Source organism: Kitasatospora sp. NPDC088264 (assembly GCF_040685715.1).
Lineage (GTDB): Bacteria > Actinomycetota > Actinomycetes > Streptomycetales > Streptomycetaceae > Kitasatospora.
In genome coordinates this window covers 20,216-44,231 of the sequence record NZ_JBFBIR010000064.1, presented here as the reverse complement: position 1 = coordinate 44,231, position 24,016 = coordinate 20,216, and the positions used below count along the sequence as shown (strand labels likewise).

Here is a 24,016-nt window from a genome sequence, read left to right as displayed (position 1 = left end):
CCGGTGGAGCGGATGATGCGGGACGCGAAGATCACCCAGATCTACGAGGGGACCAACCAGGTCCAGCGCATCGTCATGGCCCGCAACCTGCCGTAGCCGGACGACCGCCCCCGCTCCGGCCTCTGGCGCCTGCTCGTCGACGCCGACCGGCGAGACGAGCGGCGACCAGACGGCGGTGGAGCGGGAGTTGGAGCCGGCCGCGCGCCAGACCCGGCGGTGACGAGTAGGGTGCCGGACCATGACCGAGCCGGACTTCCTCGCCACGACCAGGGCGTTCTACGACGCCATCGCCGTCGACTACGCCGACCGCTTCCGCGACGAACTGGCCGGCGAACCGCTGTCCCGGGCGGTGCTCGCGGCCTTCGCCGAGCTGGTCCGTGCCGAGCGCGTCGACGGACTGGCAGCCGAACTGGGCTGCGGCCCAGGCCGGGTGACGCACCACCTGCACGGCCTCGGCCTCGACGTCCGCGGCATCGACCTGTCGCCGAGGATGGTCGAGCTGGCCCGCGCGACGTACCCCGGGCTGGACTTCACCGAGGGTTCGCTGTTCGACCTCCCGCTGCGGGACGGCGAGTTGACCGGCGCGGTCGCCTGGTACTCGATCATCCACACCCCGGCGGAGCGCCTGCCGGAGGTGTTCGCCGAGTTCGCGCGGGTGCTCGCCCCGGGCGGCCACCTGCTGCTCGCCTTCCAGGTCGGTGACGAGCCCCTGCGGATCGACCAGCCCTTCGGCCACCCGGTGGCGCTGGACTTCCGCCGCCAGCAGCCGGACCGGATCGCGGAATTGGTCCGCGCGGCCGGCCTGCGGCTCACCTCCCGCACGCTCCGGGAGCCGGAGGAGGGCGTGCAGCCGACCCCGCAGGCCTACCTGCTGGCCCGCAAGCCCGCCTGAGCCGCGCGGGGCGGCGGTGACAGCGGCCTGACAGTGGTGCCGGTGGGATGTGAGAGGTCTGGCAGCGGTCGCCCCGAGCCTTAGTGACTGCACGTCAGTCCGCCGAACGGGAGACTCGTCCATGTCCCGACCCCGCCTCACCTCCGCCCTCAGAACCGGCGCCGCCGCGGCCACCGGGCTGCTGCTGGCCGGTCTCGCCCCGGCCGCCGCGGCGGCGGATGCCCTCGCGGCGCCGGTGCCCCGGCTGGACTGGCGGTCCTGCGTACCGGACTTCGACTGCGCCCGCGCCACGGTGCCGATGGACTACCGCGACCCGGCCGGGCGCACCGTCGAGCTGGCCGTCATCCGGCACCCCGCGACCGACCCGGCGCACCGGATCGGCTCGCTGTTCTTCAACCCCGGCGGCCCGGGCGTGCCCGGCACCCAGGCGCTGCCCGCCGTGTACGGGATGCTCCCGGAGCAGGTGCGGGAGCGGTTCGACCTGGTCAGCTTCGACCCGCGCGGCGTCGGCGACTCCACCGTGCCGCAGTGCTTCCCGGACGCGGCGGCCGAGCAGGGCCTGCTCGCCGGGCTGCCGGCCGGCTACCCGGTCGGCGCCGCCCAGGAGTCGGCCTGGGCGACGACGTACGCGCGCTTCGGCCGCCAGTGCGCCGACAACGAGCGGACCGGCCTGCTCGCCCACCTGTCCACCGCCGACACGGCCCGCGACCTGGACCTGCTGCGCGCCGCCGTCGGCGACCGCCGGCTGAGCTACCTCGGCACCTCGTACGGCAGCTACCTGGGCGCCACCTACGCCAACCTCTTCCCGACCCGGGTGCGCGCGATGCTGCTGGACAGCGCCCCCGACCCGGTCGCCTGGTCCACCGGGCGCTCGCCGCAGCAGCGCGCCCTGCCGCCGTTCCTGCGCACCGGCAGCGACCTCGCCGGCGCCCGCACCCTCGACGCCTTCCTCGACCAGTGCGCCGACGCCGGCCCCGCCGCCTGCGCCTTCGCGGCGGCGGACCGGGACGCCACCCGCGCCAAGTTCGCCGAACTGCTCGACCGGCTGGGCCGGACGCCGGTGACGCTCGGCACCCCGCCGGCGGCGGTCACCTTCGACCAGGCCTCCACCGCCTCCACCGTCCTGCCGATGCTCTACGCCGCCACCCCGGTGCCGAACGCCCCCGGCACCGGCTGGCCGGCGCTGGGCGGACTGCTCCAGCAGCTGTGGACCGCCGCCCCGGACGCCTCGGCGCCGCTGCCGACCGGCGGCCAGCCCAAGCAGGCGCAGACCCTCGGGGCGCTCTGCGCCGACACCGTCAACCCGCCTGTCTCCGGTGCCGACCCGGCCGCCGACACCACGTACCCGGCGCTGTCCGCCCTCGTCCGGGCCCGTGCGGGCGCCACCGGCCCGTACCTGGTCTGGCAGAACCAGCGCTGCGCCGCCTGGCCGGCCGAGGCCGCCCGGGACCGCTACACCGGCCCGTGGAACCGGCCGACCTCCGCGCCGATCCTGGTCGTGGCCCTCACCGGCGACCCGGCCTGGCCCTACGAAGGGTCCCGCGCGCTGGCCGACACCCTCGCCCGCGGCCGCCTGCTGACCGTCCACGGCTACGGCCACACGGCGCTGGGCAACCCGAGCGCCTGCGCCTGGGACCGCGAGCAGCGGTACCTGGTCAGCGGTGAACTCCCGCCGCCCGGCACGGTCTGCGAGCCGGACCACCAGGCGTTCTAGCCAGGACGCTCTGGCGGTGCAGCCGCCGGAGTCGTGCGCGTGCGCGGAGTCCGTGCACGCGCACGCACCTCGGTACGATGAACGTCATGAACCGTGCCGACCTCTCCCTGGGCCCGCTGTCCGAGCAGGACCACGCCTTCTACGGCCTGGTCTGGGCCGGCACCACCCTCGCCGCCCAGGTGGACCGCGAGCTCACCCGGGTGCACGGGCTGTCGCTGTCCTGGTTCGAGGTGATGCTCTGGCTCAACGGGCAGCAGGAGCCGGTCGCCGCCTCCGACCTGGGCGCGAAGACGATGCTCAGCCGCAGCCAGGTCTCCCGGGTGGTCGACGTCCTGGCCGCACGCGGCCTGGTGGCCCGCACGCCCTCCGCCTCCGACGCCCGGTCGGTGCGGATCGAACTGACCGGGCAGGGCCGCGCCGCCTTCGCCGAGGCCGACGCCACCCGGCGGGCCGTCCTCGCGCCGGTCTTCACCGACCGGCTCGACGAGGGCGACATCGCGGCCCTGGAGGCGGTCTGGCGCAAGCTGAAGGCCTGAGCCCTGAGCCCTGAGCCCTGAGCCCTGAGCCCTGAGCCCCGGGCCTCCGCGGCCTCCGCGGTCTCGGGCCTCCGCCGTCTCGGCTACACCGCGTCGGCCTCCGCCGCCCCGGCCCGCGGCCGGCCGGAGGCGGTCGCGATCACCTCGTCCAGCACCTCGCGGGAGCGGAGCAGGTCGGTGATCATCCGGTCGATCCGGTCCCGTTCGGAGGCCAGCTCCTCGACCAGCAGCGGGGTGGCGATCTCGTTCGGGCCGCCGTCGGAGTCGCGCATGCAGGGGAGGATCTTGTAGATCGTGCGGCTGTGCAGCCCGGCCGCGAACAGCTCCTGGATCAGCACGACCCGGTCCACCGCCGGCTCCGGGTACTCCCGGTGCCCGCCGTCGGTCCGCCGGGCGACCAGCAGGCCCTGCTGCTCGTAGTAGCGCAGCGAGCGCTCGCTCACGCCCGTCCGCCTGGCCAGTTCACCGATCCGCATGCCGTCCACCCCGTCGCCGTGACCGAACGCCTGAACCCGACGGCGATGGTAGCTTCCGCGGTCCTCGCGCCGGCCGGATAACACGGGGACGCCACCCGGCGGCGGGCCGGGGGTGACGCGCGTCGGCCGACGGGTCGTGCCATGATCCCTGCATGGCTTCCAACGTTTTCTTCGACATCGAGATCGACGGCGTTCCGTCGGGCCGCATCGTCTTCAAGCTGTACGACGACGTCGTCCCCAAGACCGCCCGGAACTTCCGCGAGCTCGCGACCGGCCAGAACGGCTTCGGCTACGAGGGCTCCGGCTTCCACCGCGTGATCCCGCAGTTCATGCTGCAGGGCGGTGACTTCACCAACCACAACGGCACCGGTGGCAAGAGCATCTACGGCGAGAAGTTCGCCGACGAGAACTTCAAGATCAAGCACACCCGCCCGGGCCTGCTGTCGATGGCCAACGCCGGCCGCAACACCAACGGCTCGCAGTTCTTCATTACCACCATCGTCACCGACTGGCTGGACGGCAAGCACGTCGTCTTCGGCGAGGTCGTCGAGGGCATGGACGTCGTGACGGCGGTCGAGAAGCTCGGCTCGCAGAGCGGCCGCACCTCGGCGAAGGTCACCATCGCCAAGTCCGGCATCGTCGAGTAGTCACCGGTTCATCAGTTCGAAACCGCACACCGCCCCGGCCGGGGAAGTCCGATCAGCCGACTTCCCGCTCCGGGGCGGTGGCGTGTCCGGGGGCAGGGTAGCCCGGTGAGCAGGCGGGCGGGCCGGAACCGCGCAATCACTCCGTGTGCCGACCCGGTCGCTCTAGGCTCTCCGTGCGCGGTCGGAGCCGCGGCGAACTCGACACTCCGGCAAGGTGGTTCACCGATGGAACAGGACGCCGACGACGGCGCGGTGACGTACGAGCAGGTGACGGTGGTCTCGCTGGCCTCGTGCGAGCCGGTCAATCCGGCGCGGATCGCGGTGCGGGTCGCCTGCGAGGTCATGACGGTCAAGCGGGTGGCGGGCTACTGGGTGCGCTGGGACGAGCGCTGGGGGCCGGAGGAGATCCGCCACCACTCGCGCTGGGTGCCGGACGAGGAGTACGTGCGGCCGGGCACCGGCGGGGTGGACGGCGCGCTCACCGTGACGGTGGCCGCGTACTGGACGTACCGGGAGGGCGGCAGCCCGCGCCGGCCGGCCACGGAGACCGCGGTGGCCTTCCGGCCGGGCGAGGCCGAGCACGAACTGGTGCTGGAGCGGCCCGACCCGCACCGCCCGGCGGCCCTGACCGTGCACCTGACCGGCGCCCGCTGGCTGGCGGGCGGCGAGGGGCGGCTGATCCACTACGGCTACGCGGGCGCCACCGAGGCCGCCGGCGGCGAGGGGGAGTGGCTGGTCCGCTTCCCCGAGTGCGGCACCGGCCTGCTCCCGCAGGCGGGTTAGGCGACCGCGGCCCGCGGCCCGGGCCGACATCCACCCATGGTGTCGGCGTGGCCACTTCACGTCACGACGGGCTACTTGATGTCCGGTACCGCGGTGTCGTTCTTGAAGGCGTCGAAGACCTGCTTGGACTTGGCGGCGTCCCACAGCACCGCCGACTCCCCGGTCTTGGTCCGGTAGTCCGGGTTGCCGATCGGGACGGTCAGGGTCTTGCCGCCGCCGCCGTTGACGTCCTTCATGGCGAGGAAGAGCGAGCCGAGGTCGGTGAGGCCGGCGTCGTCGTCGACGATGAGGGTGCCGAGGGCGGAGTCGACCAGCGGGTAGAAGGTGAACGGGTTCAGCACGGTGCCGGGGGAGGCCGCCTGGTGGGCGAGGGCGCCGAGGAACTTCTGCTGGTTGCGCATCCGGCCGAGGTCCTGGTCGGCCATCTGGTGGCGCTGGCGGACGAAGGCGAGGGCCTGCTTGCCGCTGAGGGTCTGGTCGCCGGCCTTGAGGTCGAGACCGGAGTCCTTGTCCTTGAGGTCCTGGTCGATGTGCATCTCGACGCCGCCGATGGAGTCGACGATGCCGACGAAGCCGGCGAAGCCGATCTCGGCGTAGTGGTCGATGCGGATGCCGGTGTTCAGCTCGACGGTCTGGACGAGGAGGCGGCCGCCGCCGTTGCCGAAGGCCGAGTTGATCTTCGAGGTGGTGCCCTTGAGGGTCTTGCCGCTGCTGCTCTTGTACTCGGGGATCGGCACCCAGGAGTCGCGCGGGATGCTCATCAGGGTGTTCCCGTTGTCCCCGACGTGCAGGATCATCATCGAGTCGCTGCGCTTGCCCTCGGTGTCGTGACCGGTGTGCAGGTCGTCCTGTTCCGAGTCGGTGAGGCCCTGGCGGCTGTCGGAGCCGACGATCAGCCAGTTGGTGCCCTTGCCGGCCGGCGGGCGGCCGGGGTAGTCGGCGAGCACGTTCTCGTGGTTGAGCTTGGAGTCGGCCCAGAACCAGGTCGAGACGGCGGTGACCATGACGGCGATCAGGAGGCCGAAGACCGACCACTTGACGATCCGGCGCCGCGGCCACCGCTTGGTCTGTATACCGCCCGGCTGGGCGCCGCCCGGCCCCCCGGGCCCACCCGGTCGTCCGGGACCACCGGGACCGCCAGGACCGCCGGGGCCCCCAGGCCCACCGGGGCGGACGGCGGGCTGCCCGCCCGGACCCTGCGGCGGGACGCCGCCGAGCCGGGACGGCTCCGGCTGTCGTGGCGCGGGCGCACCCGGCCCGCGCGGGTTCATCGACGACGGCAGCGGCGGTTCGGCCGCCGCGCCGCCCCCGCCGCGCCCGTACGCGCCGCCGTTGCCGCCGCCCCCATACGGGTTCCCGTCTCGGTACGGGTTCCCGCCGCCTCCCGGGCGGCCCTCCTGCCACGTGTTCATGTCGTCGAGGATGCCCGACCCCGCTCGTGCTGACTCCCCCCGGGGTACTCCACCAGGTCGCTTGTAGCAGTTTTGATGCACGGGTCGGATCGTTCCGCCGCAACTTCCGCGCCGCCGTACGACGGTGGGGACGGGCGGCGCGGGCGCCGGGTCGACGTGAGCCCGGTCACCACGCGTCACGTCACCCGCCGTTCAACTGGCGAAACGATTCTTGACCGGCTCGAACGCAGCGTGTTTGCATTTCGGGTATGGATCAGCGTTGGGCACTCACGCGTCGGCGGCACGTCGACCTGCGGCGTGGTGTGGCCTGTTCGCTCTGTCGCGGCTGAAGCGCGCCCACCGGATCACCTCGGCGTCACCCCACCCGCGCCGAGCACCTCACCTCGAACGCGTCGAGCACGTCGAGCACGTCGAGCACGTCGAGCACGTCGAAACACCTTCCAGGGCTCCGACCCGCAGCGGTCCTCCTGCGCCGCGTGGCGCCGCCCCCGCTTCCAGCCAAAGGTGAACCCCATGGCCACCGTCCTGTCCGTTTCCGGCTCCCCGTCCGCCACCTCCCGCACCACCCGCCTGCTGCGCCACGTCGACGCCGGGCTGGAGGCCCGCGGCCACCACGTCGTCCCGTTCGAGGCGCGCAGCCTGCCCGCGCACGCGCTGCTGTCGGGCGACTTCGACCACCCGGAGATCGTCGCCGTGACCGAGTTGTTCGCCCGGGCGGACGGCGTCGTGATCGGCACCCCCGTCTACAAGGCCGCCTACTCGGGCCTGTTGAAGGCCCTGCTGGACGTGCTCCCGCAGTACGCGTTGGCCGGCAAGGCCGTCCTGCCGCTGGCCACCGGCGGCTCGCCCGCGCACGTGCTGGCGGTGGACTACGCGCTGCGCCCGGTGCTCAGCTCGATGGGCGCCGGCCACATCACCCAGGGCTGGTTCGTGCTCGACCGCCACATCACCACCGGGGAGGACGGGACGACCCTGGTCGAGCGCGAGACCGACGCCCTGCTGGCCCCGGTCGTGGAGGGTTTCGCGCAGGCCCTGGAGCGGCTGGCCGTACCGGCGCTGACCGGCTGAGGGACCGGGGCCCGGGCCCCGTACGGGGCGTCCCCGAGACGGGGCGCGGCACCCCTTAGGGGGAGGGGGTGCCGCGCCCCGTAGATCCTTGGTTGGACGGCTTCATTCCGGCGGATGACGAGCGCGCCCGCCGTTGCTCCTAACGTTGTGGACGTCCCCGCTCGTGCCGACGAGGGGCGAGGTTCTCCCGGGAGCCGGCGCCCGCCGGGCCCGGTGGGTGGGGTCAACTCCCGGTCGACGACCCTTCCCGCGCCATGCCCGCGTCCTGCGGCATGCCCGCGCACGGAGGGCCGGCCGGGGTCGACGGTCGGGCCCACTTCTTAGGAGACTCCAGTGACGACGGCAGCCACAGCCGTGTACGACCCCCAGCTTCCCGGCGGCGCACCCGCCGTCGCCGCCGCGGCCCGTCAGGTCAGCAAGGCGTACGGCGCGGGCGAGACCAGGGTCACCGCGCTCGACGCGGTGGACGTCGACATCCAGCGTGGCCGCTTCACCGCGATCATGGGCCCGTCGGGCTCCGGGAAGTCGACCCTGATGCACTGCCTGGCCGGCCTGGACACGGTCAGCGACGGGCGGATCTGGATCGGCGACACCGAGATCACCGGCCTCAAGGACAAGCAGCTGACCAGGCTGCGCCGGGACAAGATCGGCTTCATCTTCCAGGCGTTCAACCTGCTCCCGACGCTGTCCGCGCTGGAGAACATCACGCTGCCGATGGACATCGCCGGCCGTCGGCCGGACCAGGCCTGGCTGGACCAGGTGGTGGAGACCGTCGGCCTGGCCGGCCGGCTCAAGCACCGCCCGGCGCAGCTCTCCGGCGGCCAGCAGCAGCGCGTCGCGGTGGCCCGGGCGCTGGCCGCCCGGCCCGAGATCATCTTCGGCGACGAGCCCACCGGCAACCTGGACTCCCGGGCCGGCGCCGAGGTGCTCACCTTCCTGCGCCGCTCGGTCGACGAACTGGGCCAGACCATCGTGATGGTGACCCACGACCCGGTCGCCGCGGGCTACGCGGACCGCGTGCTCTTCCTCGCCGACGGCGTGATCGTCGACGAGATGCACGCGCCCACCGCCGACTCCGTCCTCGAACGCATGCGCCGTTTCGACGGCAAGCGGACCAGCTGAGCGGGCGGGACGGGACAGATGCTGCTCAAGACCGCTCTGCGGAGCTTCTTCGCCCACAAGGGCCGCATGGCGCTCTCCCTGATCGCCGTGATGCTGTCGGTCGCGTTCGTCTCCGGCACCCTGGTCTTCTCCGACACCGCGACCAGTACCTTCGACAAGCTGTTCGCCGCGACCGCCTCCGACGTCTCCGTCCAGCCGCCCAAGCCGGCCGAGGACGACGACCAGCAGGCCTCCGACAAGCCGCGGACCGTCCCGGTGGCGGCCGCGCAGCAGGTCGCCGCGGTGCCGGGGGTGAAGTCGGCGGTCGGCCAGGTCATGGTCGAGAACGCGACCCTGGTCGACCCGGCCACCAACAAGCTGGTCGGCCCGACGTCCGGCGCGCCGACCCTGGTCGGCAACTGGACCGAGACCCCGCGCAGCGCGGTGCACCTCACCCAGGGTCACGCTCCCCAGAACGCGGGCGAGTCGGTGCTGGACGCGGACACCGCGAAGAAGGCCGGGCTCGGCCTCGGCGCCAAGCTCCGGGTCGACAACGCCGACGGCCGGCACGAGTTCACGATCTCCGGCATCGCCTCCTTCACCACCACCAACCCCGGTGCGGCGCTGGCCTTCCTGGACACCCCGACCGCCCAGCAGGTGCTGCTCGGCGAGCAGGCGTACACCTCGGTCGAGGCGTTCGGCGACGGCAGCCGCGGCAACGACCGGCTCAAGGCCGACGCCCTGGCCAAGCTGGGCGCCGGCTACCAGGTGAAGACCGCGGCCGAGCAGAAGGACGAGAACACCAAGAGCATCGGCAGCGGCCTCGGCTTCATGAAGAACGCGATGCTCGGCTTCTCGCTCATCTCGGCGTTCGTCGGCTGCTTCCTGATCATCAACACCTTCTCGATGCTGGTCGCCCAGCGCACCCGGGAGATCGGCCTGCTGCGCGCCATCGGCGGCAGCCGCCGGCAGGTGAACCGCTCGGTCCTGGTCGAGGCGCTGATCCTCGGCGTGCTCGGCTCGACCCTCGGGGTCGCGGCCGGTCTGGGCATCGCGGTCGGCCTGATCAAGCTGATGAACGCGATCGGCATGAAGCTCGACGCGGGCGACCTGAAGATCGGTCCGACGGTGTTCCTCGCCGGGTACGCCCTGGGCATCGTGGTGACCCTGGTGGCGGCCTGGGTCCCGGCCCGCCGGGCGAGCCGGATCGCGCCGATGGCCGCGCTGCGCGACCACGGCACGCCGGCCGAGGGCCGCGCCAACCTGGTCCGCACGGTGGTCGGCCTGGTCCTGACGGCGGGCGGCGGCGGTCTGCTGGTGCTGGCCGCGCAGGCGGAGAAGGCGGCCACCGGCGGCCAGTACCTGGGTCTCGGCGTGCTGCTCACCCTGGTCGGCTTCGTGGTGCTCGGCCCGCTGCTGGCCACCGCCGTGGTGCGGGTGCTGGGCGCGCTGCTGCCGGCGCTGTTCGGCCCGTCCGGCCGGCTCGCCCAGCGCAACGCGATGCGCAACCCGCGTCGTACCGGGGCCACCGCCGCCGCGCTGATGATCGGACTGGCGCTGGTGATCGGCTCCTCGGTGTTCAGCGCCTCGACGGTCACCTCGGCCAACGCGCAGATCGACCGGTCGGTGGGCGCGGACTACATCGTCCAGGGCGGCCGCACCTCGATCACCCCCGAGATGCTGGACGCCGTCCGCCGGACCCCGGGCATCGACCACGTCACCACCCAGAAGTTCTTCAGCCCCAAGCTCCAGCTGCCGGACGGCCGGAGCGTGAAGACCAACCTCACCGCCGCGCCGCCCGCCTTCTTCGGCACCGACTTCCACCTCCCGGTCACCGCCGGTTCGGTGGACGCGATCGGGCGGGGCGAGCTGGGGATCGGCGAGGCCTTCGCGAAGGACCACGGCCTGAAGGTCGGCGACCAGGTGACCGTCGCCTACGGCAAGGGCCGCACCCAGGTGCTGCCGGTGGGCGCCGTGTTCGCGAAGGGCTCGCTGTTCGGCGACGGCTCCTTCGTCGACTTCGACACCATGGCCAAGGCCGTGCCCGCCGCCGAGCAGCCGCCGGTCTGGACGTTCTTCGCCAAGGCCTCCTCCGGAGCCGACGTCGCGAAGACGCTGACCGCCCTGGAGGGCGCGCTCAAGGAGTACCCGCAGCTGACCATCAAGGACCAGGCCGGCTACAAGGAGGTCGTGCAGTCCCAGGTCAACACCCTGCTCTACCTGATCTACGGCCTGGTCGGCCTCTCCATCACGGTCGCCGTGCTCGGGGTGGTCAACACCCTGGCGCTGTCGGTGGTCGAGCGGACCAGGGAGATCGGCCTGCTGCGGGCGATCGGGCTCTCCCGTCGCCAGCTGCGCCGGATGATCCGGCTGGAGGCCGTGGTGATCTCGGTGTTCGGCGCGGTCCTGGGCACCGGGCTCGGGCTGGCCTGGGGCGTCACCGCCCAGCGGGTGCTGCGTGACCAAGGTCTGGCCACGCTCTCCGTCCCGACCACCACGCTCGCGGTGACGCTGGTCGCCTCGGTGGTGATCGGACTGGTCGCCGCCCTCGTCCCGGCCTTCCGGGCCGGGCGGATGAACGTCCTCGCGGCCATCGCGACGGACTGACCGGGGCCGTCGCGACGGCCCGACCGCGGCCATCGCGACGGACCGACCGGGCGGCGCGGGCCGCAGGACCCGGCGGTGGGGGGCCGCCGAGGGGGGAACGGGGGCAGGGGCCGGGTGCGGGCAGCACCCGGCCCCTGCGGCACGGGCCGCCCCCGGCCGACTGAGATGATCGTCCGATGTTCGCCCCGGATACCCCGGACGCCCCGCCGCTGCCCAGCGCCGCGCCCCTCACCGCCGCCGCTGCCACCCGCTGGCGCGCCGCCCGCACCGCCTGGCGCCTGGACAGCCGCTGGTCGGCGCTGCTGCCGGCCGCCTTCGTCATCCTGGCCACCGCGGTGGAGCCGACCCCCGGTGACTGCAACGTCCAGGGCGTCTGCCGGGACACCTGGGGCTCCACGCTGGCCGCCTGGTCGGTGCTCGCCGAAGTGGTCCTGCTGGCCGGCCGGTTCCGCGGCCGGGCGCTGGTCCCGCCGGCCGTCCTCGCGGTGCTCTGGTACGCCCCGCACGGCCTGGTCACCCCGCTCGGCCGCTGGACGGCCGTCCTGGTCCACCTGCTGCTCTCCGCCGCGCTGATCGGCGCCGAGCTCGGCCGCCGCCGCGCCCGCCAGCAGCTCGACGAACTGATGGCCCCGCCCGTCCCCTTCCCCTGGACCGCCGCCGGAGCGCCCTCACCCGTCCACCCCGACGGCCCACCGGTGCTGCGCCGCGCGCTCGGCGGCCTGCTGCTCGCCGCCGCCCTGGCCTTCCCGCTGTACGGGCTGTGGGGACAGGCCCGGCAGCAGGCGAGCGCCGAACGGGCCGACCAGGTCACCGGCACCGCGGGCGACACCGACCAGGACGGCGTCCTGACCGTCCGCTTCCACCCGCCCGGCGGCGGCCCGGAACGCACCGCCCGGCTGGACGTCTGGTGGGCCCGGCCGCCGCAGCCCGGCGAGGCCGTCCCGCTGCTGGTGGACGGCGCAGCCGTCCGCGCCGCCGGCGACGACTACGACCTCACCGGCGCGCTGACCGCCGGCGGCCTGCTCGCCCTGCCCGGATTGCTGCTGCTCGGCTCGGCCGCCACCGCGAACGCCCGCCGCTCCCGGCCCTCCTTCGCGGGCTCCGCGCCCGCCCTCGCCGTCCGGGTCCGCGCCGACGCCCGGGGCGACCTGCTGGTGCAGCCGCTGGACGGCCCGCCGGACGGCCCCGCGCTCTGGCGGCTGGTCGAGCGCGACCGCTACCGCTGGGCCCGCTACGGCGCCCCGGGCGGCGAGGGCCCGGCCTGGGTGCCCGAACACCTGGAGACCGAGGACGACGACGCCGACCACCTCGATCTCGAGGTCTCCTACGACGAGGAAGAGGAGGAGCTCGGGGACGTCTTCGACCGGCTGACCCCGGAGCAGGCCGCCGCCTGGCTCGCCCGCGCCGGCCGGAGCGTGCCGGCCGTGCTGTACCGGGGGCCCGACGGGCCGGAGCAGCAGCTCCTGGTCCGCCCCGGACTGCTGGACCACGACCCGCGCTGGGTGGCGGCCGTGGTCGCCCCCGCCGCCCAGGCCCCACGGCCGGGCCGGCGCACCGAGGGCTACCGGGAGCGGGAACTGGCCGTCGCCGCCCTGACAGCGGGGACGGTGGCCGCCGCCCCCGCGGCCGGGCCGGACGCCGAACCGGTGCCCGCCCGGCGCTGGGAGATGCCGCTGCCGCTGCGGGCGGTGGCCGGTCCGGTGCCCGCACTGCTGCTCGCGGGCCTCGTCGTGCTGCTCGGCAGGAGCGGCTGGTGGGGCGGGCTGGTGCACCCGCTCCTGACCGGCACGGTGGCGATCCTCGCCTGCGGCCGCACCCTCTCCTGGCAGATGGTCGTCGACCGGGACGGCCTGCGGATGGCCACCGCGCTGCGCACCCGGACCTTCCGGTGGCAGGAGATCAACGCGGCCGCGGTCCACCGCAACCTGCTCACCGTCCAGCTGCGCTCGGGCGAGGAGGTCACCGTCGGCAGCCGCCCGGCCGCCTGGCTGGCCGGACACTTCGGGGACCGCTACGACCCGGTGGAGCTGGCCCGGGCCGTCGCGACCGCCGCCCACCGGCCGGACCTGCGCCCGCACCGGTCGCTGCCGGACCGGCTGGGCGGCCCGCAGCACCTGCTGAACCGGTTGTCGCTGGCCGGCTACGCGCTCTTCACCATCGTTCACCACCTGCTCTGAACCTGCGCCGAACCTGCACCGAACCCGCGCGGCCGCCGCCGAACCCCGCCGGGGGCGCCCTCCCGGGCTCCGTCCCGTCCTCCGGAAACCGCCCGTTCCGACCCGGCTGCGGGCCCGTACGGGGAGCGGAGTACGGTGGGCGTGATCAAGGAGCCCAACCGGGCGTCGCGGGCTGCGTGCAGCGGCCCGGACCGGGACAAGACGGAGACGTGTCCGCACCGGTACGGTTGGCCCCGATGAACACCAAGGCTGCTGAGGAGCTGCCGGCTGTCTCCGTGATCATGCCGGTGCTCAACGAGGAACGACACCTGCGGACGGCGGTCCGGCGCATCCTGGACCAGGAGTACCCCGGGCCGATGGAGGTGGTGATCGCCCTCGGTCCGTCCACCGACCGGACCGCGGAGATCGCGGCCGAACTGGTGGCGGAGGACCCGCGGGTACGGACCGTGCCGAATCCCACCGGTCGCACCCCCGCGGGGCTGAACGCCGCGATCCGTGGCTCGCGCCATCCGATAGTGGTGCGCGTGGACGGCCACGGCCTGCTCACCCCCGGCTACATCACCACCGCGGTCCGGCTGCTCGACGAGATGGACGCCGCCAACGTCGGCGGCATCATGCACGCCGAGGGCGAGACCGAGTGGGAGAACGCGGTCGCCGCCGCGATGACCTCCAAGATCGGTGTCGGCAACGCCGCCTTCCACACCGGCGGCCTGGCCGGCCCGGCGGACACCGTCTACCTCGGGGTGTTCCGGCGCGAGGTGCTGGAGAAGCTCGGCGGCTACAACGAGGAGTTCATCCGCGCCCAGGACTGGGAGCTCAACTACCGGATCCGCCAGGACGGCGGGCTGGTCTGGTTCACCCCGCAGCTCAAGGTGACCTACCGGCCCCGGCCGTCGGTGAAGGCGCTGGCCAAGCAGTACAAGGACTACGGCCGTTGGCGCCGGGTGGTCACCCGCTACCACCGCGGCTCGGTCAACCTCCGCTACCTGGCCCCGCCGACCGCCCTGCTGGCCGTCACCCTCGGGCTGGTGCTGGGCGTCGCCGTCCACCCGGCCCTCCTCGCGGTGCCCGGCGCCTACCTGCTGGGCATCCTCGGCGGTGGGCTGGTCGGCGGCCGCGGCCTGTCCTTCAAGGCCAGGGCGATGCTGCCGGTGGCGCTCGCCACCATGCACCTCAGCTGGGGCTTCGGCTTCCTCACCTCGCCCCGCTCACTGGCCCGCCGGGTGATAGGCAGCGTCGGACCGGCCGCCAAGGACGTGCTCTCCAGGGCGAGCTGACGCCGACCCGGCAGGGTTCGTCCGACAATTTCCGCCGGGCGCGCGAATTGTCGGACGAACCCTGAGAGTCGAGCCCGCACCGCTATCGTCGGTGCGCATGGCGACAGTTGAGGGCGGGCCCGGCGCGGCCCGGATCGAGCCGAGCGCGGACGTCGACGAACGGGCCGTCATCGGCGCGGGGACGACGGTCTGGCACCTCGCCCAGGTCCGCGAGGACGCGGTGATCGGCGCCGAGTGCGTGATCGGCCGCGGCGCCTACGTCGGCCCAGGCGTCCGGATCGGGGACCGGGTCAAACTGCAGAACCACGCGCTGGTGTACGAGCCCGCGCTGGTCGAGGACGGGGTGTTCATCGGCCCCGCGGCCGTCCTCACCAACGACCGCCACCCCCGCGCGGTGACCCCGGACGGTCGGCCCAAGCGTCAACAGGACTGGCGCGCCGAAGGGGTGACGCTCCGTCAGGGCTGTTCGATCGGCGGCCGGGCGGTCCTGGTCGCCGGGGTGACGGTCGGCCGCTGGGCGCTGGTCGCGGCCGGCGCGGTGGTCCACCGGGACGTCCCGGACTTCGCCCTGGCCGCCGGCGTCCCGGCCCGCCGGATCGGCTGGGTCGGCCGCGCCGGCGAGCCGCTGGAGCCCGCCGGCGACGGCCGCTGGCACTGCCCCCGCACCGGCGAGCACTACCGGGAGACGGACGGAACCCTCGCGCCGGCGTAGGGCCTGACCACTCGGCGCACACGTCCTACTTGGCGCACGCGTCGGTGTCGTCCGCCTGCACCCGCTGGAGGTCCTTCGGTGCCTCGGTCGGGGCCGCCGCCGGAGCGGCGAGGACGTCCTTGCCCAGCACCAGCACCAGCGGGCCCTTCGGATCCGCCTTCGGGTCCGGCCGGACGGCGTCGCCCGGCAGGCCGAGCGCGGCGGCCAGGGCGGCGGCCGCGGCGTCCTGCCCGGCCGGGAAGGACACCGCGGTGGTCGCGGTGACGGGCGCGTCGGGGGCGGTCGTGGCCTTGGCGAAGCCCTTGCTGCGGAGCTTGTCCACGGTGGGCCCCGACTGCCCGCGCGTCCCGCTGCCGTTGCGCACCGTCACCCGGACGTCCTTGGGGTCCACCGTCGGGGCGGCGGCGGTCGGGGCCGCCGCCGCGGTCTCCGGTGCGGCCGTGGCGGCGTCGGCGGGCGCGGCGGTCTCGGTCAGCGAGCGGTCGCCCGCGACCATCGAGAACAGCTGCCCGGCGTCCGGCTGCTTGAGCACCAGCCGGTCCTTGTCCTTGGGGTCGTCCAGGACCGGCACGGTGGCGAAGGTGATGTTCTTGGTGTCGACCTTGCTGAGGTCCAGCGCGAGGTCCTTGAGCTTGTCGACGCTGCCGATCCCGGAGTCCACGGTGAGCGCCTTGGTGGCGGCGTCGGCGAGCTTGTAGAGCTTGCTCGGGCTGGTCAGGGTGTCGTCGCTCTTGATCTTGCGGATCATCGAGCTGATGAACTGCTGCTGGAGCGGGATGCGGGTGAGGTCGCCCCCGAAGCCGACGGCGTGCCGGGTGCGGACGAAGGCCAGCGCCTCGTCGCCCTGGACCACGTGCCGGCCCTTGCTCATCTTCAGGTGCGAGTCCGTGTCGTTGATGTCCTTGGCCGCGCAGACCTCGACCCCGCCGACGGCGCTGGACAGCGTCTTCACCGCCTCGAAGTTGACCTGCACGAAGTGGTCGACCCGGATCCCGGTCATCTTCTCGACGGTCTTCCAGGTGCAGCCCGGGTCGCGCCCCTCCTGGCCGAGGCTGTTGTTGAACATGTCCCGCGCGGAGCCGGGGATCTTCTTGCCGCCGCTGCTCTGGCACTCCGGGATCGGCACCATCAGGTCGCGCGGGATGCTGATCGCGGTCGCGTTGGAGCGGTCCTTGGAGATGTGGAACAGCAGCGTGGTGTCGGCGTGCCCGGCGCTGCCCTCGTCGCCGTAGTCGCGGCCGAGGCCCTGCCGGCTGTCGGTGCCCAGCACCAGGATGTTGAGCGCGTCCCCGGCGGCCTTGGGCCGCTCCTCCTCGTTGCCCAGCTGGACCTTGACGGAGGTCAGGTTGCTGTTGAAGTGCTGGTACAGGTAGTACGCCCCGCCGCAGCCCGCGACCATCACCAGGGCGCCGGCCCCGGCGGTCCACTTGAGCGCCCGGCGGCGCCGGGTCCGCTTGGCGGCGGCGGCCGCCCGGCGCCGGGAGTCGCGGCGGCCCGGCCCGGGGGTGCCGGCGGTCCCGGTCCCGGACTCGGTGGCCGGCGTCTCCTCGGCGGCTCTCCGTTCGGCCGTCCGGCGGCGCTGCCCGGGGATTCCGGCGGCCGGGTCGAGGCGGTACTGGCCGGTTTCCGGGTCGCGCGTCCACTGGTCGGCGGGATCGACCTCCGGTTTGTCCTGCTGCACGGGGGTTCCCTACCTCCGACCGGTCACGGCTCCGGCTCGCCCGTTCGGCGGGCCGATCCGGACACACTAGACGAGCCGAACGGCGGAATCGCGCCGGTGTGATCTGCGCCATGTTCAGGTAATGGCCGGGTAAAGTTCCCTGGGTGTGCGGGATTTCCGGAAAACCCGTGCCGACCTGCGGCGCAGCCGCGGTCAGTGCTGCGCGCAGGCGTCCACGTCGGCCGTGCGTCCCTCGAAGGTGGGCGAGGCGTCCGCCGAAGGTGACGCCTTCGCCGGTGCCCCCGCAGCCCCCACGGCCCCGGCCGCCCCGTCCGACCCCGCGCCCGCACCTGCACCCGTCGCCACCGGGCTCGGGCTCGCACCCGCCCCGGCCCCGACGCCCGCCCCGGCCCCGACGCCTGCCCCGGCGAAGGCGCTCGGCGACGGCGCCGAACCGGGCGGCCGGACGGCGACCGACCGGTCGTCCCGCAGCGCGGTGAACAGCTGGGTGGTCTGCGGCTGCACGAACTCGTCCCGGTCCGAGTCGTACCGGTACGGGCGGCGCGGCGCGGTCAGGAGCACCACGTCCGCCGAGGGGATGTCCCGCAGGTCCTGGGTGAGGTCGTACAGCGCCCCGAGCGAGGACAGCCCCCCGTCCGCCTTGACCGAGGAGGTGGCCGCGTCCAGCACCGGCCACAGCCGCGCCGGGTTCAGCAGCACGCCCTGCGACTGCACCTTGCGGATCAGCGCGGCCAGGAACTGCTGCTGACGGCCCATCCGCTGGGTGTCGCTGCCGTCGCCCAGGCTCTCCCGGGCCCGGACGTAGCCGAGTGCCTGCTCGCCGTGCAGGGTCTGCCGCCCGGCGGGCAGGTCGAGTCTGGCGTCCTTGTCGTGGATCGCCTGCGGGACGCACACCTCGACCCCGCCGATCGCGTTCACCATCGTCTTGAAGCCGTTGAAGTCGAGGATCACGTAGTGGTCGATCCGGATGCCGCTGAGCTGCTCGACGGTGCGGATCGAGCAGGCCGCGCCGCCCATCTCGAACGCCCAGTTGAACTGCATCAGCCCGGCCTTGCTGCGGGTGCCGTCCGGCTTCTCGCAGACGGGGACGGTGACCATGACGTCGCGCGGGAGGGAGACCGCCGTCGCGTGCTTCCGGTCGGCGGCCAGGTGCAGCAGGATCGTGGTGTCCGAGCGCTGGGTGCCCGGCTCGCCGCCGTACGAGGAGTTGGTGCCGGAGCGGTCGTCGCTGCCGATCAGCAGGATGTTCTCGGAGCCCTTGGCCCCGGCGGTCCGGCTCGGCCGCTCGGCCTCCAGTCGGGCGAGCAACCGGTCGGTGGCCGAGTCGGTGCGGATGTTGCCGTCCAGCTTGCGGTAGGCGATCCAGAGCAGTGCCCCGGTGGCGACCAGCAGGAACGCGACGACGCCGGCGGTGATCATCAGCCACCGCCGGCGCCGACGCGGGCGTTCGGGTTCGGAAGGGTGCGCATCCGTCGGGGGCGGGTCGGTCGGGAGGTGCGCGGTGTCGTCCTCGGCCATGGCAGGGATCCCTACCCGCCCGGTCCGACCCGGGGGTTACCCGAGGCGCAGTGTCACCCGTTCGGATTCGGTCCGCTTCTCCCACTGCTCGGGTTCGAGCCCCTGCGAGTTGCGGCACAGCACCACCGAGGCGCCGGCCGCCAGCGGCGCCAGCAGACCGGCCTCCAGACCGGTCCAGTCGTCGAACGAGAGGGTGGACAGCACCCGGTCGCCGGGCTTGAGCCCGAGCCGGGCGGCCCCCTCCCGGGCCAGCGCGACGGTCTGCTCGCCGGTCAGCTTCAGCGGCAGCCCGTCCACGGCGGTCTCCAGCGCGTGGCCGTCCGGGGCGACGGGCGAGTACGGCGCGAAGCGGTCGCCCTGGCCGGGCACCTCGGCGGCGTAGTCGAGGAAGCCGTCGGGGCGCTGCGGGAAGCGTCCGCCGAGCGGGCGCAGGGCCAGGGCCACCCGCTCGCCCTCGCAGGCCTGGGCGGCCGCCAGTCCGTCCGGACCGCTGACCACCAGGTCGGCGTCGGCCGGGTCGCCGCCGGGCACCGCCGTCACCCCGACCGACCAGCAGGCCAGCAGCCAGACGGCGCTCTGCCAGTGGGCGGGGAGCAGCAGTACGGCCCGGTCGCCCGGGCCGGCGTTCAACTCGTCCTGGAGGAGGTTGGCCGTCTTGGCCACCCAGTTGTCGAAGGTCCGGGCGGACAGCTCCACCCGTTCGCCGGTGGCGTCGTCGTAGAAGGTGACCAGCGGGGCCGCGGGATCGACCGTGGGCGTGCCGCCTCGCAGATATGCGTGCAGCAGTTCGACGGGGGTGCGGGCATCGGCAGCGAAATGCGCAGTCATGGTGCGCCCCAGCCTACGGCCTTCGAGTGGGCCGTCGGGAGGGGTGGCGGACCGGGCGCGAGGCGACGTGGCGAGCGGCCCGATTTGCCGCCACCATCCGGTTTATGCGCCTTTCCCTCCCGGCCGCCGTGCTCGCCGGCTGCACCGTCGCCCTGCTCCTCCAGCCCGCCGCCACCGCCGGCCCGGCCGACCCCGACGGCGCCCGGCGCCGCGGCTCCGCCGGCGGCGGGTCGGTCACCTCGCTGCCGCTCGGCCCCGGCCCCGCCCTGGCCCCGCGCACCACCCGGCCGTTCGAACTCCTCGGCGTCGGCTGGGACGGCCCGGCGGACGCGCTGGCCGGCGGCGCCGTCCGGGTCCGCACCCGGGACGCGGCCACCGGCCGCTGGGGCGACTGGCACGACCTGGAGGCCGACACCGAGGACGGCCCCGACCGCGCCCCGCGCGGCGCCACCGCGCCCCTGTGGACGGGCCGCAGCGACGGCGTCGCCGTCGAGGTGCGTCCCGGCCCCGCCGGGCCCCCGCCCGGCCTGCGGCTCGACCTGGTCGACCCCGGTCAGGGCGCGCCCTCGCCCGCCGCCCGGGTCCTGCCCCGCCGCCCCGCCGACGGCCGCCAGGCCCCGCGCCCCGCCATCGTCGCCCGGGCCGGCTGGGGCGCGGACGAGTCCCTGCGCGACCGGACCTTCGAGTACACCGGCCCGGTCCACGAGGTGTTCATCCACCACACCGCCACCGCCACCGACTACGCCTGCTCCGACGCCCCCCGGGTGATCAGGTCGATCTACCAGTACCACGTTCAGAGCAGCGGCTGGCGGGACATCGGCTACAACTTCCTGGTCGACCGTTGCGGCACCGTCTACGAGGGCCGGGCCGGCGGCGTCGACCTGCCCGTCCACGGCGCCCACACCCTCGGCTTCAACACCGACTCGGCCGGCGTCGCCGCCATCGGCACCTACGTCGGCGACGCCCCGCCCCAGCCCCTCCTGGACGGCCTGGCCGCCATCGCAGGCTGGAAGCTCGGCCTCGCCGGCCACCCCGCCGACGGCCGCACCAAGCTCACCTCCGCCTCCGACGCCAGCCGCTACCCCAAGGGCACCGTCGTCGACTTCGACGCCGTCTCCGGCCACCGCGACGCCTTCAACACCGAATGCCCCGGCAACGCCCTCTACGCCCGGCTCCCCGCCCTCCGCACGGCCGCGGCCCACCTCCAGGCCCCCTGACGCGCCGCACCGCACCGCCCTACGCCGGCCCGGGCCCCCGCCCGACCAGCCCCCGCAGCTCCGCCGTCAACGCCGCCGCCAGGTCCGGCCGGAGGTCGTAGCGCGCCGGCGTGTTCTGCAGCAGTCCGATCCGCCAGCCCGCCCCGGCGTTCACCGCGATCACCGTCTGCACCGCGTTGAGCGCCGGGTCCAGGTCCTCCGCGGCGTCCGGCACCAGCCCCGCGACGGCGTCCAGCTGCGCCACCCCGGGCCCCAGCGCGCGGACCCGGCGCACCCTGGCCACGTACTCCGGCGTCGCGTGGTCCGCGAAGAGCCGCCCCAGTTCGGCGGCGATCACCGACCGCCCGCAGTGCCGGGTGCCGTCGAAGCCGATCACCTCCCCGTCCTCGGCGAACGGCCCGGCGAAGGCCGAACCGTCCCGCTGGTTCCACCCGTCCAGCGCCCGGTGGTACAGCGCCCGCACCGCGCTCTCGTCCCCGGAGGACAGCTCCGGCAGCCGCGTATCGTTCATATCCCCATGGTCGACGAAGGCGGTGGAGCCGGACAGCGGAGGAGGTGCGCGGCGGTGACGGGCGAGTCGGTACGGCGCTGGCGGCCGGGTTTCCCGCTGGACGTCGCCCGGACGCTGCTGCCGCTGCGCCGGGGCCCCGCCGACCCGGCGTACCGCACCACCGGCGACGGCGCGCTCTGGCGGGCGTCCCGGACCCCGGCCGGGATCGGCACGCTGCGGGTGCTGGCGCGCCCGGCCGCCGGCGAGGTGGAGGCGACCGCCTGGGGCCCGGGTGCGCCGTGGCTGTTGGAGCGGCTGCCGGTGCTGCTGGGCGCGCAGGACGACCCGGAGGCCCTGGTGCTGCCGCCCGGCCCGCTGCGGGACGCCCAGCGCCGCACCGCCGCGGTCCGCCTCACCCGCACCGGGCTGGTCCTGGAGTCCCTCGTCCCGGCGATCCTGGAACAGAAGGTGACCACCGACGAGGCCTACCGCGCCTGGCGCACCCTGCTACGGGACTTCGGCACCGCGGCGCCGGGCCCGGCCGAGGGCATGCGGGTGGCGCCGTCGGCCCGGGAGTGGGCGCTGGTGCCGAGCTGGGAGTGGCACCGCGCGGGGGTGGACCCGAAGCGCTCGGCGACGGTCATGCGCGCCGTCCGGCTGGCGCCCCGGCTGGAGGAGGCCGCCGCGATGGACCACGCCGAGGCCTTCGCCCGGCTCACCGCCGTCCCGGGGATCGGCCCCTGGACGGCCGCCGAGACCCTGCAACGCAGCAACGGCGATCCGGACGCGGTCTCGGTCGGCGACTTCCACCTGCCCAACCTGGTCGGCTGGGCCCTGGCCGGCCGCCCCCGCAGCGACGACGCCCAGATGCTCGCCCTGCTGGAGCCCTACCGCCCGCACCGCCACCGCCTCTGCCGCCTCCTGCTGGCCACCACCCCCCACGCCCCCCGCTACGGCCCCCGCCTCACCCCCAACGACCACCGGCGGCGATGAGCCGGAAGCGCTGTGCGGTGTACACGCCGGTGTGTACGCTTGACGCGTGACTGACGCACTGAGCATCCGGGAACTGCGTGCGAACATCGCCGAGGTGGTCAACCAGGCCGAGGCCGGCGAGATCACCGTGATCACTCGGAAGGGCGAGCGGGTCGGAGCGGTCGTACCGATCGAGATCCTCGACGCCATCGAGGATGCCGCCGACGAACTGCTCGCCCGTGAGGCCGAGCAGCACCGGAACGATCCCACCGTGACCATGGCCGAGCTCCTGGCCGACCTGTTCGACTCGCCCAGGGACCCGTCCGGGAGCGCTGCGTGAAGTGCGCGTTCCGCTTCACCGCGCATGCCAAGCGCCAACTGCGTGACATCAGCCAGGTCGACGCGATGCGGATCCTCACCGCACTCACCGTTCTCGGCGAGGACCCGTACGTCGATGGCCCGGATGCCAAGATGCTGGCGGGTCACGTCGGCCTCTACCGTCTCCGCGTCGGCGTCCACCGTGTGGCCTACGAGATCCACGACGGCGTGTTGGTGATCCTCGTGGTGGCCGTTGGAAATCGCCGCGAGATCCATCGCGGTCTCTGAACCGCTACCGCACCTCGATGAAGGCGTCGGCGTCGCGTTCCGGGCGTTCGCGCGGGGGTTCGGCGGGGCGGCCGACGGCGATGGCGCCCATCGGGTCCCAGCCGTCCGGGAGGTCGAGGGCCGCGCGGACGGTGTCGCGGCAGAACATGGTGGACGACACCCAGGCGGAGCCGTAGCCCTCGCCGGCGAGGGCGACCAGGAGGTTCTGCACGGCGGCGCCGGCGGCGACGGTGAACATCTCCCGTTCGGCGGCGGCGCGCCGCTGGTCGGGGTAGTGGTGCGAGCCGTCCATGACGAGGCAGGGCACCACCAGGTAGGGCGCGTCGCGCAGGACGTCGCCGCGGGCGGTGCGGCGGGCGATCCGGGCGTCGTCCCAGCCGTCGAGTTCGCGCAGGTCGCGCTGCCAGGCGGCGAGCATCGCGTCGAGCAGCCGGGTGCGGGCCCGCGCCGTCTCCAGCAGGACGAACCGCCACGGCGTGGTGTGGTGCGGGGCGGGCGCGGTGACGGCGGCGGCGACGGCGCGGCGCACGGCGCCGGGGTCGACCGGGGCGTCGGTGAAGGAGCGGACGGTGCGCCGCAGGGTGACGGCCCGGCGCAGCGCCTCGGAGGTGCCGAGCCGGAACATGTCGTCGACGGCGGGGCGGACCAGCGGCCGGGTGCCGTCGCCGTCCTCGGCGGTGACGAGGTGGCCGAGCCCGCGGACGACGGCGACCGGCACGCCGCTGGTCTTGCCCTTCACCAGGTCGGCGGCGGCGGCGAGTTCGTCGGCGGTGGCGGTGACGGTGAGCGCCAGCTCGTTGCCGTGGCTGTCGGTGCGCCCGCGGTGGTCCTCCAGCACGGACAGCCCGGCGGCGCCGATGGCGACGTCGGTGAGCCCGTTGCGCCAGGGCCGGCCGAAGGTGTCGGTGACGACGACGGCGAGCCGGCGGCCGGTGAGCTGCTGGAGCCGCCCGCGCAGGGCGCGGGCGGAGGCGTCCGGGTCCTCGGGCAGCAGCAGGACGGTGCCGGGGGCGGTGTTGGAGGCGTCGACGCCGGCGGCGGCCATGACGAAGCCGTTGCGGTTCTCGACGATCCGGGCGTGGCCGCGCCGGGCGACCACCCGGACGGTCTCGGCCTCGATCGCGGCCTCGCGGTCGGCGGCGTGCAGCAGCCGGCCCTCGGCCTTGCTGACGATCTTCGAGGTGACGATCAGGATGTCGCCGTCCTGGTACTCGCCGGCCTTGGCGAGCAGCGCGGCGAGGTCGGTCCCGGCGTCGATCTCCGGCAGCCCCTCGACCGGCAGGATCCGCAGGCTCATGCGCC

The 24,016-nt window shown here is 74.3% G+C and carries 22 protein-coding genes and 1 pseudogene; 16 read left to right on the top strand and 7 right to left on the bottom strand.

Annotated features, from left to right (window positions below; genetic code table 11):
- The 4 genes from AB0O82_RS32535 to AB0O82_RS32520 all read left to right on the top strand — a co-directional run.
- Window positions 1-96: acyl-CoA dehydrogenase family protein (locus tag AB0O82_RS32535; RefSeq protein WP_157849844.1), on the top strand; the 96-nt coding region annotated here is incomplete at its 5' end.
- Between the two features lie 142 nt (window positions 97-238).
- Window positions 239-892 carry a class I SAM-dependent methyltransferase gene (locus AB0O82_RS32530; protein WP_363587636.1) on the top strand — a complete coding sequence of 218 codons (654 nt, stop codon included), beginning with the start codon at window positions 239-241 and terminating at the stop codon, window positions 890-892.
- Window positions 893-1,013: 121 nt separating this feature from the next.
- Window positions 1,014-2,606 (top strand): alpha/beta hydrolase, encoded by a 1,593-nt coding sequence (locus AB0O82_RS32525; RefSeq protein WP_363587634.1) that lies wholly within the window; start codon window positions 1,014-1,016, stop codon window positions 2,604-2,606.
- 86 nt (window positions 2,607-2,692) lie between these two features.
- Window positions 2,693-3,142, top strand: coding sequence for a MarR family transcriptional regulator (locus AB0O82_RS32520; RefSeq protein WP_363587632.1), 450 nt, complete (start codon window positions 2,693-2,695; stop codon window positions 3,140-3,142).
- Window positions 3,143-3,225: 83 nt separating this feature from the next.
- Here the strand turns inward: AB0O82_RS32520 and AB0O82_RS32515 are convergent, their stop codons facing one another.
- Window positions 3,226-3,618 (bottom strand): MerR family transcriptional regulator, encoded by a 393-nt coding sequence (locus AB0O82_RS32515; protein ID WP_363587630.1) that lies wholly within the window; start codon window positions 3,616-3,618, stop codon window positions 3,226-3,228.
- A 152-nt stretch (window positions 3,619-3,770) separates the two neighbouring features.
- Between AB0O82_RS32515 and AB0O82_RS32510 the strand changes: the two genes are divergently transcribed.
- Complete coding sequence (locus AB0O82_RS32510; protein WP_363587628.1) at window positions 3,771-4,265, top strand: peptidylprolyl isomerase; 495 nt, start codon at window positions 3,771-3,773, stop codon at window positions 4,263-4,265.
- Window positions 4,266-4,490: 225 nt separating this feature from the next.
- Entirely contained in the window at window positions 4,491-5,048 is a 558-nt protein-coding gene (locus tag AB0O82_RS32505; RefSeq protein ID WP_363587626.1) for a hypothetical protein, read from the top strand.
- A 71-nt stretch (window positions 5,049-5,119) separates the two neighbouring features.
- Here AB0O82_RS32505 and AB0O82_RS32500 read toward each other — a convergent pair whose 3' ends face one another.
- Window positions 5,120-6,052: an LCP family protein gene (locus AB0O82_RS32500; RefSeq protein ID WP_363587624.1), complete on the bottom strand. Its 933-nt coding sequence runs from the start codon at window positions 6,050-6,052 to the stop codon at window positions 5,120-5,122.
- 921 nt (window positions 6,053-6,973) lie between these two features.
- On the opposite strand from AB0O82_RS32500, the gene ssuE reads away from it, so the two are divergent.
- The 6 genes from ssuE (at window position 6,974) to AB0O82_RS32470 (ending at window position 15,402) form a co-directional block, all read left to right on the top strand.
- Complete coding sequence (ssuE, locus tag AB0O82_RS32495; protein ID WP_363587622.1) at window positions 6,974-7,528, top strand: NADPH-dependent FMN reductase; 555 nt, start codon at window positions 6,974-6,976, stop codon at window positions 7,526-7,528.
- 333 nt (window positions 7,529-7,861) lie between these two features.
- Window positions 7,862-8,650 (top strand): ABC transporter ATP-binding protein, encoded by a 789-nt coding sequence (locus tag AB0O82_RS32490; RefSeq protein ID WP_363587620.1) that lies wholly within the window; start codon window positions 7,862-7,864, stop codon window positions 8,648-8,650.
- Window positions 8,651-8,668: 18 nt separating this feature from the next.
- Entirely contained in the window at window positions 8,669-11,236 is a 2,568-nt protein-coding gene (locus AB0O82_RS32485) for an FtsX-like permease family protein (protein WP_363587618.1), read from the top strand.
- A gap of 176 nt (window positions 11,237-11,412) precedes the next feature.
- Window positions 11,413-13,413 carry a hypothetical protein gene (locus AB0O82_RS32480; protein WP_363587616.1) on the top strand — a complete coding sequence of 667 codons (2,001 nt, stop codon included), beginning with the start codon at window positions 11,413-11,415 and terminating at the stop codon, window positions 13,411-13,413.
- A 236-nt stretch (window positions 13,414-13,649) separates the two neighbouring features.
- Window positions 13,650-14,690: a glycosyltransferase family 2 protein gene (locus AB0O82_RS32475; protein WP_063349120.1), complete on the top strand. Its 1,041-nt coding sequence runs from the start codon at window positions 13,650-13,652 to the stop codon at window positions 14,688-14,690.
- Window positions 14,691-14,787: 97 nt separating this feature from the next.
- Window positions 14,788-15,402, top strand: coding sequence for an acyltransferase (locus AB0O82_RS32470; RefSeq protein ID WP_363587614.1), 615 nt, complete (start codon window positions 14,788-14,790; stop codon window positions 15,400-15,402).
- 25 nt (window positions 15,403-15,427) lie between these two features.
- Here the strand turns inward: AB0O82_RS32470 and AB0O82_RS32465 are convergent, their stop codons facing one another.
- From AB0O82_RS32465 to AB0O82_RS32455, 3 genes are all read right to left on the bottom strand, one after another.
- Window positions 15,428-17,083, bottom strand: a complete 1,656-nt coding sequence (locus AB0O82_RS32465; protein ID WP_363587612.1) for an LCP family protein — start codon at window positions 17,081-17,083, stop codon at window positions 15,428-15,430.
- 192 nt (window positions 17,084-17,275) lie between these two features.
- Window positions 17,276-18,601 carry an LCP family protein gene (locus tag AB0O82_RS32460; protein WP_363587610.1) on the bottom strand — a complete coding sequence of 442 codons (1,326 nt, stop codon included), beginning with the start codon at window positions 18,599-18,601 and terminating at the stop codon, window positions 17,276-17,278.
- A gap of 36 nt (window positions 18,602-18,637) precedes the next feature.
- The gene (locus AB0O82_RS32455) at window positions 18,638-19,429 is read right to left on the bottom strand and encodes a TIGR03089 family protein (RefSeq protein WP_363587608.1); all 792 of its coding nucleotides are present in this window, start codon (window positions 19,427-19,429) and stop codon (window positions 18,638-18,640) included.
- A 104-nt stretch (window positions 19,430-19,533) separates the two neighbouring features.
- On the opposite strand from AB0O82_RS32455, the gene AB0O82_RS32450 reads away from it, so the two are divergent.
- A complete protein-coding gene (locus AB0O82_RS32450) occupies window positions 19,534-20,646 on the top strand; it encodes an N-acetylmuramoyl-L-alanine amidase (protein WP_363587606.1) in 1,113 nt (370 codons plus the stop codon).
- A gap of 19 nt (window positions 20,647-20,665) precedes the next feature.
- Here AB0O82_RS32450 and AB0O82_RS32445 read toward each other — a convergent pair whose 3' ends face one another.
- The gene (locus AB0O82_RS32445; protein ID WP_363587604.1) at window positions 20,666-21,157 is read right to left on the bottom strand and encodes an SgcJ/EcaC family oxidoreductase; all 492 of its coding nucleotides are present in this window, start codon (window positions 21,155-21,157) and stop codon (window positions 20,666-20,668) included.
- 54 nt (window positions 21,158-21,211) lie between these two features.
- Here AB0O82_RS32445 and AB0O82_RS32440 point away from each other — a divergent pair, with 54 nt between their 5' ends.
- From AB0O82_RS32440 to AB0O82_RS32430, 3 genes are read left to right on the top strand one after another with little or no spacing between them, the layout of a single operon-like run.
- Entirely contained in the window at window positions 21,212-22,129 is a 918-nt protein-coding gene (locus AB0O82_RS32440; RefSeq protein ID WP_107452921.1) for a DNA-3-methyladenine glycosylase, read from the top strand.
- A 46-nt stretch (window positions 22,130-22,175) separates the two neighbouring features.
- A complete protein-coding gene (locus AB0O82_RS32435; protein WP_363587602.1) occupies window positions 22,176-22,448 on the top strand; it encodes a type II toxin-antitoxin system Phd/YefM family antitoxin in 273 nt (90 codons plus the stop codon).
- Window positions 22,445-22,714, top strand: a complete 270-nt coding sequence (locus tag AB0O82_RS32430) for a type II toxin-antitoxin system RelE/ParE family toxin (protein ID WP_363587600.1) — start codon at window positions 22,445-22,447, stop codon at window positions 22,712-22,714. The genes AB0O82_RS32435 and AB0O82_RS32430 overlap by 4 nt, the downstream gene beginning before the upstream one ends.
- A 4-nt stretch (window positions 22,715-22,718) precedes the next feature.
- Here AB0O82_RS32430 and AB0O82_RS32425 read toward each other — a convergent pair.
- Window positions 22,719-24,014 (bottom strand): annotated as a pseudogene (locus AB0O82_RS32425) (coenzyme F420-0:L-glutamate ligase); the annotation flags it as partial.
- Window positions 24,015-24,016: the final 2 nt, after the last annotated feature.